This window comes from Rhizobium sp. HT1-10, assembly GCF_049472505.1.
In the GTDB taxonomy this organism is placed as follows: Bacteria; Pseudomonadota; Alphaproteobacteria; order Rhizobiales; family Rhizobiaceae; genus Rhizobium.
Genome location: NZ_JBCEBQ010000011.1, coordinates 53,437 through 67,577, shown reverse-complemented (window position 1 = coordinate 67,577; position 14,141 = coordinate 53,437). Strand labels below are relative to the sequence as shown.

Here is a 14,141-nt window from a genome sequence, read left to right as displayed (position 1 = left end):
GGGATGGTCGAAAGATCGTCTAGAGCCTTGATCGCATGGGGTATGACACCCTTGCTTCCATTGAACGCGCTGACCACGGATGTACTGGCAGACGGCGATGGAAGCAGACGCCGGGATGACCGGCTGAGGAAGAGCGGGCATTGCCCGCTTTTTTTGTGTCTTTTTCAGATTTCACCTGCCCTCGCCGCGCGCTTCTGCCTGCTGCCGACCAACGTCGTCACCGCGAGCAGCGCTGCGGCAAAACAGATGAGGCATACGCAGACCACGCAGACGCCGATCCAGCCGGCCATCGTCCAGGCCAAGCCACCGGCAAAGGCGCCGAGTGCCCCGCCGGAAAAACTCGACACCATGTAGAGCGTGTTCAGCCGCCCGCGGATCTCATGCCCGATGGCGAAAATGCGGGTCTGGTTTGCGATCTGGCCGCTCTGCATGCCGAAATCGAGCAGGTTGACGGCAGCGACCATGGCCAGCAGATGCGTCGTCCCGAGGGTGGCGGCAATCGCGAAGCTGGCCAGCAGGGCGCAGAACGCGAACGCGTTCACCCGCGACGAACCCCAGCGGTCGGACAGGCGGCCGGCGACCGGGGCCAGCAACGCGCCCGGCGCGCCCCACAGCCCGAAAAGGCCGGCAGCCGCAGCCCCGAGGCCGAAGGCGGGGCTCGCGAGATGGAAGGCGAGCGTCGCCCAGAAGGCGGAGAAAGCGCCGAACACCATGAAGTTCATTCCCATCGACAGCAGCAGCGCGCGGTGCCTGAGCAGCGGCAGCAGCGACGCCAGCAGTGTGCCATAGCCAATCCTCTCGCTCCCCTGCGGCCGCTTTGGCATGAAGCGAGGCACGAAGAAGAACAAGAGGACGGTCAGCGCTGCGGCGAGCCCGTAGGACGCCCGCCAGCTGTCGGTGTATCCGGCCACAAGCCCGGAGACGGTCCGCGACAACAATATGCCGAGGATGAGCCCTGTCGTCATGGTGCCGACGACCCGGCCACGTTTTTCAGCCGGCACCAGCGAGGCGGCAATCGGTATCAGCACTTGCGGCACCACCGTCACCAGCGCCAGGCAGGCGCTCGCGCCGATGAGGATGCCGATGTTGGGGGCAAGCGAGGCGGCGACAAGGCCGATGGCCGTCAGCGCCATCAGCCAGCGCAACAACTTGCGCGGTTCGGCGATATCGGCCAGCGGCACCAGCAGCAGGATGCCGAATGCATAGCCGACCTGGGTCGCCACCGCGACCAGCGAGGAGACGTGCTCCGGCACGCCGAAGCTGACGGCGATCTGGCCGAGCAGCGGTTGGCAGAGATAGATGTTGCCAACCATCACACCGCAGGCTGCGGCCATCAGCGGAATGGTACCGCGGTGGATTCCGGTCGACGACTGCGGATTGGACATAAATAGACTCACATTGGCATTCGCGCGCAGAACGTCATGGCTCGGCCACTTTGTCGAGGCCGGGGCTTTGCCGATTGCGCATTGCAGCATCCCGCTTGTGGTCGATCGGGCCAGATTTTCTGTTTTTGACGCGGATACCTCGCGTTACGCGTTGGCAAAGCAAGGTCGCTCCGCGCTAGGATGGAATGCGTTGATCCCGCGACATCTCGACAGGCTCTCCTTGACCGGCACGACTACAGACATTGCGCAGGCAGCCCGAAACGGGCTTCACGTCTTCACCGACGGCTGCTTCGACCCCGGATCCGCAGATGGCGGCTGGGCGTTCGTTGCCTATTGCGACGGTGTCGAAATCGCCTCGGGCTGCGGCGGCATCCGAAAGACGGCCAACAATACCATGGAAATCGCAGCCGTGCTCGAAGCCGCAAGCTGGATCGGCGGCAACGCCGCCGGCGAACCGGCCGTGATCTGGTCCGATTCGCTCTATGCGGTCAGGGGTTGCAACCTGCTGCTCCCGATCTGGCGAGGCAACGGCTGGAAGAAGATCGACGCCAACCCAAATGTCCGCAGACGGACGATCGCCGATGTCGACCTGTGGAGAGCCGTCGATCTGTTGCTCACGCAGAATACACTCGTCACCGTCGACTGGTGCAAAGGTCATTTCGGCATCGACGGAAACGAGCGCGCCGATGCACTGGCTGACAAGGGTCGGCTATCGATGCATCGGGCAAGGCAGGCATGAAACCCGGCCGCAGCGGCCGGGTGCTCGTGTCCGAAGGTTCAGTTGGTGGCGGGCGCAGGCGCAGCGGCCGGATCAGGCAAGGGTGCCGGCGTATCGGCCAGCGTCCGGAGATAGGCGATCACATTGGCGCGGTCTGTGTCCTTCGGCAGGCCGGCAAAACCCATAGCGGTGCCTGCGATGTACTTCTTCGGCGCTGCCAGGAAATGGGTCAAATGGTCATAGGTCCACTTTTCCGAGGAACCCTTGGAAAAATCCTTGATGGCAGCGGAATAGCCGAAGCCCTCGTGCGAGGCGATCGGCCGGTCGACGATGCCGTAGAGGTTGGGACCGACCTTGTTGGGCCCGCCCTTCGACGCGTCATGACAGGCCTGACACTTCTTGAAGATGGTTTCGCCAACTTTCGCGTCGGCCTTCTGCAGCAGCTGGGCGATCGGTGTTTCAGGCGCGGCAGCGGCCGCCTTGTCGCTGGCGCCGCCCGCCGTTGCCGTGTCGTCGGCGACAATCTCGAACCCCGGCTTTTCCGGTGGTTCGGATGCGAACAGCGCACCTGAAACCAGCGACACCGACTTCAGCACGAACAACGTCGCCAAAAGCGCGCCCAGTCCCATGTTCACGTAGGATGAATTCATCTGCTATGCTCCCCTGCCCGGCAAACCCGCCGGCCCCATCTTGAATTCGGCCGAAACCTGTGTCTTCTGACTGTCCCTTACAAAACTCTCCACCCCGCTCGGAACATCACACTTTTTGACACTTTTCCGACGGGAATAGAAGGCCCAACAATGACGCACCTTGAAATCGGCAAGACGCTGGTCCTCATCCCCGCCCGCCTGGCCTCCACCCGACTGCCGGGCAAGCCGCTGGCCGACATCGCCGGCCTGCCGATGATCGTCCAGGTCGCCCTGCGGGCGCGCGAGGCGGCGATCGGTCGCATCGTCGTCGCGGTCGACCATGCCGATACCTTCGACGTCGTCAAGAACGCCGGTTTCGAGGTTGTCATGACCCGCGAGGACCATCAGTCCGGCTCCGACCGCATCCACGAGGCCCTGCGCGCCGTCGATCCCGACGGCCGCGTCGAGACCGTCGTCAACGTGCAAGGCGACCTGCCGACCATCGACCCCGAAACCATCCGCGCCGCCTTGCGGCCGCTGGAAGACGCAGCCGTCGACATCGCCACGCTGACGGTGGAAATCCGCGACGAGGAGGAAAAGACCAATCCGAACGTCGTCAAGATCGTCGGCTCGCCGCTCTCGGACAGCCGGCTGCGGGCACTTTATTTTACCCGCGCCACCGCCCCCCATGGCAAGGGGCCGCTCTATCACCACATCGGGCTCTACGCCTATCGCCGCGCGGCGCTGGAACGATTCGTGACGCTGGCGCCTTCGACGCTGGAAAAGCGCGAATCGCTGGAGCAGCTGCGCGCCCTTGAGGCCGGCATGCGCATCGATGCGGAGATCGTTGACACGGTTCCGCTGGGTATCGATACTCCGGCCGACCTCGAAAAGGCCCGCCGCCTGCTTTCCAGCGCCTCCCTCTGACGGATATCCCATGACAGCCATGACCAACAAGATTGCCTTCCAGGGCGAATACGGCGCCAATTCCGACATGGCCTGCCGCGACATGTTCCCGGACATGGACCCGCTGCCCTGCCGGACCTTCGAGGACGCCTTCACCGCCGTCGACAACGGCGACGCCGACCTGGCGATGATCCCGATCGAAAACACCATTGCCGGCCGCGTCGCCGACATCCACCACCTGCTGCCGGAATCCAAGCTGCACATCATCGGCGAATATTTCATGCCGATCCGTTTCCAGCTGATGGTGCTGCCGGGCGTCAGCAAGGACGAGATCCGCACAGTCCACAGCCATATCCACGCGCTCGGCCAGTGCCGGAAGATCATCCGCAGCAACGGCTGGAAGCCCGTCATTGCAGGCGATACGGCCGGCGCTGCGAAAATGGTCCAGGAAGTCGGCGACCGCTCGATGGCGGCCCTCGCCCCGCGGCTTGCTGCCGACCTCTACCATCTGGACATCGTCGCCGAGAACGTCGAGGACGTCGACACCAACACGACGCGCTTCGTCGTGCTCGCCCGTGACGAAGCCTGGGCCGAACGTTCATCGAAAGACGAGAAGATCGTCACCACCTTTGTCTACAATGTCCGCAACATTCCAGCTGCCCTCTACAAGGCCCTCGGCGGCTTTGCCACCAACGGCATCAACATGACCAAGCTGGAGAGCTACCAGCTTGGCGGAAAATTCGTGGCAACCCAGTTCTACGCCGACATCGAGGGCCATCCCTCCGACCCGCATGTTCGCCAGGCGCTGGAAGAGCTGCGCTTCTTCTCCGAAAAGGTCCGCATTCTCGGCGTCTACAAGGGCCACCCGACCCGCGGCACGATGTAGGTTCAGTCACGTCACCGACCGTCTCACGCAAGGAGCCCCCCATGGCCACGACACCCCGCCGCCCGGTCAGCCCGATGGACGCCGCAGAAGCGCTGTTCAAGCCGACCAAAAAGCCCGTCGCCCCGGCAGTCGAGCGCCCCGCTGTCCCGAACACCAAGGAGATGGTGTCGCTCCGGCTCGACAGCGATGTGCTCGCCCATTTCCAGGAAGACGGCCCCGGCTGGCAGGAGCGCATCAACGACACGCTCCGGGCTGCGATGCTGGCCAAGGGCTGAGTCAACGATCAGAGCAGTGAAGCCAGGGCGCGTAGACAACGTCGAAGCCAGCAATAGCCCATCGGATGGAACAGCATGATCACCTTCCGGCCAATGCTTCAGGGCGAATTTCCGGCCTATCTCGCTTATTTCATCCCGGACTATGCCGCCGAGATTGCTGCCAACTATCGTGTGGCCGAAGCCGATGCACGGGTACAGGCGGAGCGAGAGATTGCGCAAGATCTTCCCGAAGGCCCGCAAACGGCGGGGCAGGATCTATTCTGCATCCTCGACGGGACAGGCAAAGGCGATCTCATCGGATACGTCTGGTATCGAACCGACCGTTACCGTCGATCGGTGTTCATCTGCGATTTTTGCATCCTGCCGGACCACAGAGGACAAGGTCGCGGACGCGAGGCTCTCGGCACCTTCGAATCCCTGATGGGACGTCAGGGGTACCGGGAGATCAGGCTGCGGGTAGCTGCCGACAACGCCCGTGCCCAGCACGTCTACGCAGTCGGCGGCTTCCGGGTGACGGGGGTCAATATGTCCAAACATATCGGCGCAGAGACAGATATCGATGGATTGACGGCTGAGCCGGCCGACACCGGACCCTCTCAACGGCGCGAATGAACGTCAGCCTGCAGCTTTCATCGGAAGCGCAGGAATGCAGCACAAACAGGAGTTTCCATGAAGATCACACGCAGCGGCTCGCTTCCTTCGGCCAAGGGCCCATCCGATTATTTCACCGGCACGGTGCGGATCGACGCACCGTTCAAGGGCGAGGAACCGGCCCGGATCGGTGGCGCTACCGTCACGTTCGAACCCGGCGCCCGCACCGCCTGGCACACCCATCCGCTCGGCCAGACCCTGCTGGTGCTGTCCGGCCTCGGCCGGGCGCAGCGCGAGGGCGGCGCTATCGAGGAGATCCGCCCCGGCGACATCGTCTGGTTCGCGCCGGATGAACGGCACTGGCACGGCGCGGCGCCGACATCTGCGATGAGCCATGTCGCCATTGCCGAAGCGCTCGACGGCAAGGTCGTCGATTGGCTCGAGCACGTTACAGACGAAGAATACCAGGCCTGAGGGCATCACACAGCGAATGCTGAAAGGCGCCGGCTAAGGGCGCCTTTCAGCCTCACGGCGCAGCCATTCATCGGCGGCATCCCCCATGGTCTGGCCGACAGCCGTTTTCAGCCAGGCCATGAAAGGGCGATCAAATTTGAATTGCTCTCCGCATTCCGCGTGGAAGAAGCGGCGGACATTCTGGGTGTTGCGATACGTCGCGGTCAGCGGCGTCGCGCGCGTGATTTCAGTGCTGTGCCAATCGAAGCCCATATCTGCCGCCCTCCGCCCGCAGCCTAGCGCGGGCGCCAGGTCTTGCAAAGGACCTGTCGGGCCATGCACCAGCCTCAAGGCTGATCGGCGATATCGGAACAGGTATGTTGCACCGCAATGCGTTATATTCGTTAGTGTACTAACTATCAACGAAATGTGAAGGTTGACGACCATGTCGGACGATAAGAGCACCCACCTGATCGGAATGCTCAAGACGATGATCAAGGATCACGGAATGCCGCAGACACCGAACGACATCACCGATGCCGAATTCCGCAGTCTCGCCGTAGCCCATATCGATGAATTCGATGAGGCACGCGGCGAATGCGAAAGCGATCTGACGCTGATCTGAGCGAACCCGCTGCGGGCTTGCCGCCCGCAGCCGCGATGGCCGTTACGCCATAGGCACGCCATTCCTGTTACTGATCGGGCTCGCAGACGCGCAGCCGATGGCCATCGGGGTCGAGCACCACGAAGGTCTGGCCGAAGTCCATCTGCGTCAGTTCCTGGGCAATCGGCAGGCCGCGACCGCGCCACTCCTGATAGCGGGCGGCAACACTCCCCTCTCCCGGCACCATGAACGCCATTTCGCCGCGATTGCCCAACGCTGAGGGCTGCGGCTCCACGCTGCTGCGCCGCCAGAGCCCGAGCGTAAAGCCGCCGTCGAGCGCGAACGCGGCAAAATTCGGGGTGTTAGCCACCGGCTCGCGGCCGAGCAGGCCACGGTAGAAGCCGACGCTTTCGGCTGGATCCTTGACATAGAGAATGATGAGGTTGGGGCTGGTCATGGTCTCTGCTCCCTGTTGACGACAAGGTGAGCATAGACGCAACAGCTGACAGTTTCTGGCAGCAGCGAGCAGCCCGTCGACGGCTCCTGCTAGTCCGCCTATCCGCCCTGCGCCTCTCCGAACTCTGCCATGACGGCATCGATGAAACTCTTCAACTTCGGCGTCTGCCGCCGGTCCGGGTGGAAGAGCAGGTGCATCGGCCGCGTCGCGGTCCGGTAGTCGGGAAGAACGCGGACCAGGCGCCCGTCGCGCAGCAGGTCCTGGACATGGTCGAAGGCCAGCAGTGCGATACCAAAACCGGCAACGGCGGCCGATACCAGGCCCTTCGCATCGTTGACACGCAGGCGCCCCTCGACCTTCGGCTCATAGACGCTGTCGCCCATTTCGAACCGCCAATGGTAATTTTCGGGCTGGGACCAGTGGGCATGTCCGAGGCACTCATGGCTTTCGAGATCGGCCGGATGGCGAGGCGTGCCCCGCTCCGCCAGATAGTCCGGCGAGGCGCAGAGGACGACGCGGAAAGGCGCCAGCCGGCATTTGGTCAGGCTCGTATCGCCGATCTCTCCGATGCGAAACACCGCTTCGAAGGAATCCTTGACCGGATCGACATACCGGTCGTCGAGCACGAGATCGATTTCGACGTCGGGATATTGGCGCAGGTATCGTGTTACCAGCCCCATCAGGCTCTGCGAGCCGAAGGATACGGGCGCGCTGATGCGCAGGCGGCCCTTCGGCGCGCCCTTGGCCTCTTCCGCCACGGCGTCGGCCCAATCGGCATCGGCAAGCACCAGCTTGCAGCGGTCGTAAAAGGTCCTGCCGATCTCGGTGACGCTTTGCCGACGCGTGGTGCGGTTCAGCAACCGCGCACCCAGCCGCGCCTCGAGATAGGTGACATGCTTTGCGACCATCTGCTGGGACATCCCCAGCGCCGTCGCCGCTGCGGCGAACGACCCCTTCTCCACCGATGCGACATAGGCGTTCATGCTGGCGAGGCGATCCATTCCCTACTCCTGGTGGTGACTATCCGCATCCTATTGCGATTTATCGCGGAGAGACCAGCAATTAATATTGTCTCTGCCTCGCAACGGGGCTCTGAAACAACTGGAGCAATCGCACATGAAAATCGGTATGATTGGCGCAGGCAATATCGGCGGCGCATTGGCACCGCTGCTGATCGCGGCGGGACATCAGGTCGATGTCGCAAATTCGCGAGGCCCTGCCTCGCTCTCGGACTTTGCCGAGAAGACAGGCGCCCACCCCGTGACGGTCGAGGATGCCGTGCGCGACAAGAACGTCATCGTCGTCACCATCCCGCTGCACGCCATCCCCGCCTTGCCCGCGGGTCTGTTTGCGAAAGTCTCGCCAGAGACTGTCGTCATCGACACCAGCAACTACTATCCGCGCGAGCGCGATGGCGCGATTGCGGCCATCGAAGGCGGGATGATGGAAAGCGCCTGGGTTGCCCGCGAGATCGGCCATGATGTCGTCAAGGCGTTCAACATGATTTACGCCAAGAGCCTCGCCGAACTCGGCAAGCCCACCGGCGACGCCGGCCGGCTCGCCATCGCCGTCGCCGGCAATGATGCGACCGCCAAGGCGACCGTCATCAGCCTCCTCGACGCGATCGGCTTCGATGGCGTCGATGCGGGAAGCCTGGAGGATTCCTGGCGCCAGCAGCCCGGCTCTCCCGTCTATGTGAAGGATCACGACGCAGCGGGTGTCCGCAAGGCGCTGTCGGAAGCCAGTCCTGAGCGGACCGAGCAGTGGAGCGCCACCCCGAACAGCCCGGGAAGCTTCGACGCCCCGGCTTAGTCTGCATTCCGGTGCCGCTAGGCATCGCCCACCAACGCTTATCCCGCGCAGCTACTCGCCCGGGATAAGCTGACATAAAGGCTCAGGCTGAAACAACACCACATGCCCGAGCCACGGAAGCCCGCCGCAGCTGGCCTCATCGACCCTCAGGCATTCCTGGTATAGTCGTCGACCTCGCGCCACTCCTTCATCAGCACCGCCCTGCGGCGCGGATAGCGGCTGTCCAGCACCTGCATCTCGCCGATGCGGTCGGTGCGGAAGTGGCGAAAATCCTGGCGCAATTCGCACCAGGCGGCCATGATGCGGATATGCTCGAGATAGCCGAGCGCAAAGGGCCAGACGCGGCGGATGGAGACCGCGCCGCTTTCGTCCGAATAATTGATTTCGACGATCCGCTCGTTGCGGATCGCCTTGCGGATGGCCGACAGATCGGCCTTGTCCTCTTCCCTTCGCCGCGGCCCGACCAGCAGCGTCGCCGAATCGATCTCGGCACGCATCTCCTCCGGCAGGACGGCAGCGATCTTGGCCATGGCGTCGGCGCCAGCAGCGGCCAGACGCGGTTCGGCGGCCTTGGCCACCCAGCGCGAGCCCAGCACCAGCGCCTCGATCTCCTCCTGCGAAAACATCATCGGCGGCAGCATGAAGCCCGGCTTCAGCACATAGCCGACACCCGCCTCGCCCTCGATATATGCGCCCTGCGCCTGCAGGCTGGCGATGTCGCGGTAGAGCGTGCGCAGGCTGACGCCGGTCTGCTGCGCCAGCGCCGCACCGGTCACCGGACGGCGATGGCGCCGGAGCGCCTGCAGCAATGTCAGAAGCCGTTCGGAGCGGGCCATGGCGGCGATCCGGTCAGCGCTGCCATTCGATCCAGTCACGCATCAGCCGGTGGGCGATGGCGCCCTTCGGCGGCGAGGTGTTTCCCGAGGCATCGGTTCGGTCGAGCATGGCCAGCGTTTCCTCCGGCGTGAACCAGCGACAGTCCTCGAGCTCGGCATCGTCGATGCGGATATCGGTGGACTTCGCCTCGGCATAACAGCCGATCATCAGCGAATGCGGCATCGGCCAGGGCTGCGACGCATGATAACGGATGCGGCCGGTGACGATGGCAGACTCCTCAAGAGTTTCCCGGCGCACCGCGTTCTCGATCGTCTCGCCCGGCTCGACGAACCCGGCAAGGCAGGAATACATGCCCGGCGCGAAATGATGGCTGCGGCCGAGCAGACAGAGGCCACGCGCCTCGTCGACCACGAGCATGATGACGACAGGATCGGTGCGCGGGAAGATCATGTGCTGGCAGACCGTGCAGATGCGCTTGTAGCCGCCGATATGGCTTTCGCTCGGGCTCCCGCAGCGGCCGCAGAAAAGGTTGTCGCTGTTCCAGCGAATGAGGCTCGCGGCCTGCGCCGCCTCGCCGAGGATTTCGCCTTCGAACAGGTGCTCCCGCCACAGCGCCCGCATGTCGGTCGCCTTGTACTGGCTGGCGAGATCGTCGACCGAGACGCCGACAGGCACGGCCAGTCGCGGTTCGCCGCTTTTGCGGTAGCCGAGCAGCACGGCATTGTCCCAGTCCGGTTCGAGCCCGGCCAGCTCGTATTTCGCAAACAGCGGATCGAGGATCTGGCCGTCATGCTTCAACAGCAGTTTTTCGCCGGCGAAGGCGAACAGGTGGGCGCCGTCGATCGACAGCGCTTTAGCAACCGACGTCTCGTCGCGATGCTCCGAATCCCGGTCGAGCGCATTTTCGGCGAAGGCCGTGAGGCTGCTCGGTTCTGGATGGGGAGCGGAGGTTTCGAAGAGTTTAAGTGTCATGGAATCACAGAGCCTGAAGGAGGGCGTGGCGGAAATCGTGTGCGGCAGTTTCACAGGAGAAGAAACCGCTGGTCAACGGACAAATCGCTAGAGAGAAGCCGTCGGACCGCAGGGCGGAAGAAGGGGTGGCGGGTAAAGGTTCAAGCAACACGCGCCTGAGCTTGTCATTCAATCATCGATCCCTTCGCGATTTTTAAGCGGGCCTTTGATATAGATGCCTGAGAATGTGACCCCTTGACCGCCACAACGGTCATTATCGTCTATTACCAGATAGTGGGTCAGGGAACGGATGCGAACACGGCACCCTCCCGAAAGCTCTGCGGGATCACTGGCGGCTTTTTCACCATCGTAATGCTCCTCCTCGTATCCGGCGGTCATGCCTTCAGAACTGATGAAGGCGGGGCCGGAAATCGACCCGCTGTTATAAGTGGGTGGTCCTCGCGTTGCATCGCCATCGATTGTGATGAATCCGCTGTCTCCTTTGGACAGGGAGACCTCTGAAGCGTCTGAGCTCCACGTGCCCAACATCTCCTTGCTATCGAGTTTTGCAAAGAAGTTCGTTTCAAAATCGAGCCTCGGAGCAGGAAGAAGACCCATCTTGCTCGACCCTTTGGACGAGACATAGGTAACGCAGGCCAGAGTGCCCGAACCTGCAGACACGATAACCCTGTCTCCCGGCACAAGATAGGCTTCTTGCACGCAAGACGCGGATTCAGAAGGACATGTGCTGTCCTCCGCTTTTGTCTTGATGAAATGGACCTTTTCCGCTCCATCCTTGTTGATCGTCGCGGTGTAAAGCTCAGCCGCGTTGATCACGTCATATTCGCCTGAGCACGGCAGCGATTGATCGCCGAACTCTATCCATCCCGCCCAGGCGTTCGTCGACGTCAGTGTCATGAGAGTAAAACAAATCGGCAAAAGGCGCATCGTGTTCCAACCTCGCTCTGGCTGACGCCGACATGGTCATACGTCACACGACTTATTGCTCAGCCGGCCAAATTCAACCTTCAGTTCCCGACCTTCTTTTGATGAGAAGTCCCATGCATGGGCTTGGAGACGCTGAGGGCCTCAAGGAGGGCCTGACAGAAATCTTGCGCGCCAGTTTCGCTATAGGGCGTTGCAGAACCATGGCCCCAGATCGGTCCCGGCCAGTTCGGATCGCCCTCGTTGCGGGCAACGATATGAACATGCAGCTGCGACACAACATTGCCGAGCGCACCGATGTTGATTTTCTTGGCGCCCGTCACCGCCTTCAAAGCCACAGCGACCCTGTTGGTCTCCTGGCTGAGCAGCGCCTGATCCGCCAGCGACAGCTCGAAAATCTCGGCGATGCCGCCGCGTTGCGGCACCAGCATCACCCAGGGCCAGCGGCTATCCTTCAGCATGCGCAACTGGCAGAGCTCAAGCTCAGCCATTAGATCGGAATCACGCGCCAGGCGATCATCGAGCACGAATGGGCTCATGCTATCCTCCTCAGTGTTTTTTCAAATGTTTAGCAGTTTTTTTGTGGGTGTGCTTGCATTTGATGACCAGATTGCCGATATGTCGCTCCGGGAGGTTGGTGGTGGACGAGCCACTCGCCAACCGGGTCAGGTCCGGAAGGAAGCAGCCCCAACGAGCCAGGCACGGGTCATCGTGCCAGCCTCCCACCCTTTTCTCATAGCGATGTCCGGCTTGCCCGGCGACAAGCAGGGCGATGAGCGAAATCGAGCGACCAGCAAATTCAGCCGTTTCGGCAGGCACAGGCTACCGGGTGCTGGCCCGCAAGTATCGCCCCAAGGATTTTTCGGACCTGATGGTCGGCCAGGAGCCGATGGTCCGCACCCTCACCAACGCCTTCGAGACCGGCCGCATCGCCCAGGCCTACATGCTGACCGGCGTGCGCGGCGTCGGCAAGACGACGACGGCGCGTATCCTTGCCCGTGCCTTGAACTACAAGACCGCCGAAATCGACACGCCCACAATCGACCTCAGGATGCTCGGCGAAAACTGCCAGGCCATCATGGACGGCCGCCATGTCGACGTGATCGAGATGGACGCCGCCTCGCACACCGGCATCGACGATATCCGGGAGATCATCGAGCAGGTCCGCTACCGCCCGGTTTCGGCGCGCTACAAGGTCTATATCATCGACGAAGTGCACATGCTGTCGACGGCCGCCTTCAACGGCCTGCTGAAGACGCTGGAAGAGCCGCCGGAGCATGTGAAGTTCATCTTCGCGACGACGGAAATCCGCAAGGTGCCGATCACCGTCCTGTCGCGCTGCCAGCGTTTTGACCTCCGCCGCATCAGCGCCTCCGATCTCGTCGGCCTGTTCACCACCATATCAGCCAAGGAAGGCATCGAGGCCGAAGCGGAAGCCCTGGCAATGATCGCCCGTGCTGCCGAGGGCTCCGCCCGTGACGGCCTGTCGCTGCTCGACCAGGCGATTGCCCATGGCGGCGGCGTGGTCGAGGCCAACACTGTGCGTTCGATGCTCGGCCTTGCCGATCGCGCCCGCATCGTCGACCTGTTCGAGCATGTCGTCAAAGGCGATGTCGCAGCCGCCCTTGCCGAATTCAACGGCCAGTACGAAGCCGGCGCCAACCCGGTGGTCGTGCTGACAGATCTTGCCGATTTCACCCATCTGGTGACGCGGCTGAAATATGTGCCCGATTCGGCCAATGATCCGTCCCTGAGCGAGATCGAGCGGATCCGTGGCCTCGAATTCTCGAAGACCATCGCCGTCACCACCCTGTCGCGGATCTGGCAGATGCTGCTGAAGGGCATTCCGGAAACGGAAAACTCCTCGCGCACGGCCGGTGCCGCCGAAATGGTGCTGATTCGTCTGGCGCACGCCGGATCTCTGCCATCTCCGGAAGACGCCGCACGGCGACTGGCCGAACTCGGCAGCGATGGCGGCGGCAATGCGCGGCCGGTTCCATCGGGAAACGGTAACGGCAACGGCGCTGGCGCCCCCGTTGCCTACCAGCCAGCCATCACCAGCCGCACTGCCGATATGGCGCCGCGTCCGACCAGCGGCGGCGCCACCATGCTGCGCGCCGTTCCGGATGCCGCACCACAGCCGCTTGCCGCCGGCCGTACGGAGACAAAGCCTGCGGACGCGCCAAAACCGACTGTCGCGATCCGATCGATTGCCGATATCGTCGACCTCTGCGGCGCCAAGCGCGATCCCAAGCTCAAGGCCATGTCGCGCACCTTCCTGCGCCTGGTGAAGCTGGAACCTGGCCATCTCGACGTCAGCCTGGCCCCCGGCGCCCCAAATACGCTGCTCAACGAGCTGGCGCTGAAGCTCAAGGAATGGACCGGCATTCACTGGGTCGTCAGCCTCAGCCGCGACGGCGGCGCGCCGACCGAGGTCGAGGCCGAGACAAAGGCGCAGGCGCAGCGCATGGTCGATGCCAGCCTGGACCCCGATGTCGCTGCCATACTTGCACAGTTTCCCGGCGCCAAGATCATCGACGTCAGGGTCCGCGCCGATGCGGACGATGATGCCGGCGACGAAACGCTTCCGGCGCCGGCCGTTGCCGAATCCGACGAAGGCGATATCTTGCCGGGCGACGACATAGAATTCTGATCGATTTCAAGACGACAGCAGCAGAAAAGGAGCCACGAC

The 14,141-nt window shown here is 62.9% G+C and carries 18 protein-coding genes and 1 other RNA gene; 10 read left to right on the top strand and 9 right to left on the bottom strand.

Going from position 1 to position 14,141, the window contains the following annotated elements; all coding sequences use genetic code 11:
• Positions 1-164 precede the first annotated feature (164 nt).
• Positions 165-1,385: an MFS transporter gene (locus tag VH564_RS22420; RefSeq protein ID WP_423342073.1), complete on the bottom strand. Its 1,221-nt coding sequence runs from the start codon at positions 1,383-1,385 to the stop codon at positions 165-167.
• A gap of 220 nt (positions 1,386-1,605) precedes the next feature.
• Here VH564_RS22420 and VH564_RS22415 point away from each other — a divergent pair, with 220 nt between their 5' ends.
• Complete coding sequence (locus tag VH564_RS22415) at positions 1,606-2,124, top strand: ribonuclease H family protein (RefSeq protein ID WP_423342100.1); 519 nt, start codon at positions 1,606-1,608, stop codon at positions 2,122-2,124.
• A 38-nt stretch (positions 2,125-2,162) separates the two neighbouring features.
• Here the strand turns inward: VH564_RS22415 and VH564_RS22410 are convergent, their stop codons facing one another.
• The gene (locus VH564_RS22410) at positions 2,163-2,753 is read right to left on the bottom strand and encodes a c-type cytochrome (RefSeq protein ID WP_423342072.1); all 591 of its coding nucleotides are present in this window, start codon (positions 2,751-2,753) and stop codon (positions 2,163-2,165) included.
• A gap of 150 nt (positions 2,754-2,903) precedes the next feature.
• Here VH564_RS22410 and VH564_RS22405 point away from each other — a divergent pair, with 150 nt between their 5' ends.
• The 5 genes from VH564_RS22405 (at position 2,904) to VH564_RS22385 (ending at position 5,864) form a co-directional block, all read left to right on the top strand.
• Entirely contained in the window at positions 2,904-3,659 is a 756-nt protein-coding gene (locus VH564_RS22405) for a 3-deoxy-manno-octulosonate cytidylyltransferase (protein ID WP_423342071.1), read from the top strand.
• A gap of 10 nt (positions 3,660-3,669) precedes the next feature.
• Positions 3,670-4,524 carry a prephenate dehydratase gene (locus tag VH564_RS22400; protein WP_423342070.1) on the top strand — a complete coding sequence of 285 codons (855 nt, stop codon included), beginning with the start codon at positions 3,670-3,672 and terminating at the stop codon, positions 4,522-4,524.
• Between the two features lie 41 nt (positions 4,525-4,565).
• Positions 4,566-4,799: a BrnA antitoxin family protein gene (locus VH564_RS22395; RefSeq protein WP_423342069.1), complete on the top strand. Its 234-nt coding sequence runs from the start codon at positions 4,566-4,568 to the stop codon at positions 4,797-4,799.
• 75 nt (positions 4,800-4,874) lie between these two features.
• Positions 4,875-5,411 carry a GNAT family N-acetyltransferase gene (locus tag VH564_RS22390; protein ID WP_423342068.1) on the top strand — a complete coding sequence of 179 codons (537 nt, stop codon included), beginning with the start codon at positions 4,875-4,877 and terminating at the stop codon, positions 5,409-5,411.
• Positions 5,412-5,468: 57 nt separating this feature from the next.
• The gene (locus tag VH564_RS22385; protein ID WP_423342067.1) at positions 5,469-5,864 is read left to right on the top strand and encodes a (R)-mandelonitrile lyase; all 396 of its coding nucleotides are present in this window, start codon (positions 5,469-5,471) and stop codon (positions 5,862-5,864) included.
• Positions 5,865-5,897: 33 nt separating this feature from the next.
• Here the strand turns inward: VH564_RS22385 and VH564_RS22380 are convergent, their stop codons facing one another.
• Positions 5,898-6,116 (bottom strand): DUF6434 domain-containing protein, encoded by a 219-nt coding sequence (locus VH564_RS22380; RefSeq protein WP_423342066.1) that lies wholly within the window; start codon positions 6,114-6,116, stop codon positions 5,898-5,900.
• 172 nt (positions 6,117-6,288) lie between these two features.
• Here VH564_RS22380 and VH564_RS22375 point away from each other — a divergent pair, with 172 nt between their 5' ends.
• A complete protein-coding gene (locus VH564_RS22375) occupies positions 6,289-6,468 on the top strand; it encodes a hypothetical protein (protein ID WP_423342065.1) in 180 nt (59 codons plus the stop codon).
• Positions 6,469-6,535: 67 nt separating this feature from the next.
• On the opposite strand, the gene VH564_RS22370 is transcribed toward VH564_RS22375, so the two are convergent.
• A complete protein-coding gene (locus tag VH564_RS22370; RefSeq protein WP_423342064.1) occupies positions 6,536-6,904 on the bottom strand; it encodes a VOC family protein in 369 nt (122 codons plus the stop codon).
• Between the two features lie 98 nt (positions 6,905-7,002).
• Positions 7,003-7,905 (bottom strand): LysR family transcriptional regulator, encoded by a 903-nt coding sequence (locus VH564_RS22365; protein ID WP_423342063.1) that lies wholly within the window; start codon positions 7,903-7,905, stop codon positions 7,003-7,005.
• A 67-nt stretch (positions 7,906-7,972) separates the two neighbouring features.
• Between VH564_RS22365 and VH564_RS22360 the strand changes: the two genes are divergently transcribed.
• Positions 7,973-8,716 (top strand): NADPH-dependent F420 reductase, encoded by a 744-nt coding sequence (locus VH564_RS22360; RefSeq protein WP_423342062.1) that lies wholly within the window; start codon positions 7,973-7,975, stop codon positions 8,714-8,716.
• A 146-nt stretch (positions 8,717-8,862) separates the two neighbouring features.
• On the opposite strand, the gene VH564_RS22355 is transcribed toward VH564_RS22360, so the two are convergent.
• The 4 genes from VH564_RS22355 to VH564_RS22340 all read right to left on the bottom strand — a co-directional run bounded on the left by VH564_RS22355 (position 8,863) and on the right by VH564_RS22340 (position 11,988).
• Positions 8,863-9,552, bottom strand: coding sequence for a helix-turn-helix transcriptional regulator (locus VH564_RS22355; protein ID WP_423342061.1), 690 nt, complete (start codon positions 9,550-9,552; stop codon positions 8,863-8,865).
• Between the two features lie 13 nt (positions 9,553-9,565).
• Positions 9,566-10,525, bottom strand: a complete 960-nt coding sequence (nudC, locus tag VH564_RS22350; protein WP_423342060.1) for an NAD(+) diphosphatase — start codon at positions 10,523-10,525, stop codon at positions 9,566-9,568.
• 168 nt (positions 10,526-10,693) lie between these two features.
• Complete coding sequence (locus VH564_RS22345) at positions 10,694-11,452, bottom strand: hypothetical protein (RefSeq protein ID WP_423342059.1); 759 nt, start codon at positions 11,450-11,452, stop codon at positions 10,694-10,696.
• Between the two features lie 80 nt (positions 11,453-11,532).
• Positions 11,533-11,988, bottom strand: coding sequence for an HIT family protein (locus VH564_RS22340; protein ID WP_423342058.1), 456 nt, complete (start codon positions 11,986-11,988; stop codon positions 11,533-11,535).
• Positions 11,989-12,078: 90 nt separating this feature from the next.
• Between VH564_RS22340 and ffs the strand changes: the two genes are divergently transcribed.
• Together ffs and VH564_RS22330 are read left to right on the top strand one after the other, a co-directional pair.
• An RNA gene (ffs, locus tag VH564_RS22335) (signal recognition particle sRNA small type) lies at positions 12,079-12,175 on the top strand.
• A 46-nt stretch (positions 12,176-12,221) separates the two neighbouring features.
• Complete coding sequence (locus tag VH564_RS22330; protein ID WP_423342057.1) at positions 12,222-14,102, top strand: DNA polymerase III subunit gamma/tau; 1,881 nt, start codon at positions 12,222-12,224, stop codon at positions 14,100-14,102.
• The last annotated feature ends 39 nt before the right edge of the window (positions 14,103-14,141 follow it).

What these genes read in the sequence shown, in the direction of transcription:
- VH564_RS22420 (WP_423342073.1), bottom strand. Translation starts at nt 1,385, where the DNA reads ATGTCCAATCCGCAGTCGTCGACCGGAATCCACCGCGGTACCATTCCG.
- VH564_RS22410 (WP_423342072.1), bottom strand. Translation starts at nt 2,753, where the DNA reads ATGAATTCATCCTACGTGAACATGGGACTGGGCGCGCTTTTGGCGACG.
- VH564_RS22405 (WP_423342071.1), top strand. Translation starts at nt 2,904, where the DNA reads ATGACGCACCTTGAAATCGGCAAGACGCTGGTCCTCATCCCCGCCCGC.
- VH564_RS22400 (WP_423342070.1), top strand. Translation starts at nt 3,670, where the DNA reads ATGACAGCCATGACCAACAAGATTGCCTTCCAGGGCGAATACGGCGCC.
- VH564_RS22395 (WP_423342069.1), top strand. Translation starts at nt 4,566, where the DNA reads ATGGCCACGACACCCCGCCGCCCGGTCAGCCCGATGGACGCCGCAGAA.
- VH564_RS22390 (WP_423342068.1), top strand. Translation starts at nt 4,875, where the DNA reads ATGATCACCTTCCGGCCAATGCTTCAGGGCGAATTTCCGGCCTATCTC.
- VH564_RS22385 (WP_423342067.1), top strand. Translation starts at nt 5,469, where the DNA reads ATGAAGATCACACGCAGCGGCTCGCTTCCTTCGGCCAAGGGCCCATCC.
- VH564_RS22380 (WP_423342066.1), bottom strand. Translation starts at nt 6,116, where the DNA reads ATGGGCTTCGATTGGCACAGCACTGAAATCACGCGCGCGACGCCGCTG.
- VH564_RS22375 (WP_423342065.1), top strand. Translation starts at nt 6,289, where the DNA reads ATGTCGGACGATAAGAGCACCCACCTGATCGGAATGCTCAAGACGATG.
- VH564_RS22370 (WP_423342064.1), bottom strand. Translation starts at nt 6,904, where the DNA reads ATGACCAGCCCCAACCTCATCATTCTCTATGTCAAGGATCCAGCCGAA.
- VH564_RS22365 (WP_423342063.1), bottom strand. Translation starts at nt 7,905, where the DNA reads ATGGATCGCCTCGCCAGCATGAACGCCTATGTCGCATCGGTGGAGAAG.
- VH564_RS22355 (WP_423342061.1), bottom strand. Translation starts at nt 9,552, where the DNA reads ATGGCCCGCTCCGAACGGCTTCTGACATTGCTGCAGGCGCTCCGGCGC.
- nudC (WP_423342060.1), bottom strand. Translation starts at nt 10,525, where the DNA reads ATGACACTTAAACTCTTCGAAACCTCCGCTCCCCATCCAGAACCGAGC.
- VH564_RS22345 (WP_423342059.1), bottom strand. Translation starts at nt 11,452, where the DNA reads ATGCGCCTTTTGCCGATTTGTTTTACTCTCATGACACTGACGTCGACG.
- VH564_RS22340 (WP_423342058.1), bottom strand. Translation starts at nt 11,988, where the DNA reads ATGAGCCCATTCGTGCTCGATGATCGCCTGGCGCGTGATTCCGATCTA.
- VH564_RS22330 (WP_423342057.1), top strand. Translation starts at nt 12,222, where the DNA reads ATGAGCGAAATCGAGCGACCAGCAAATTCAGCCGTTTCGGCAGGCACA.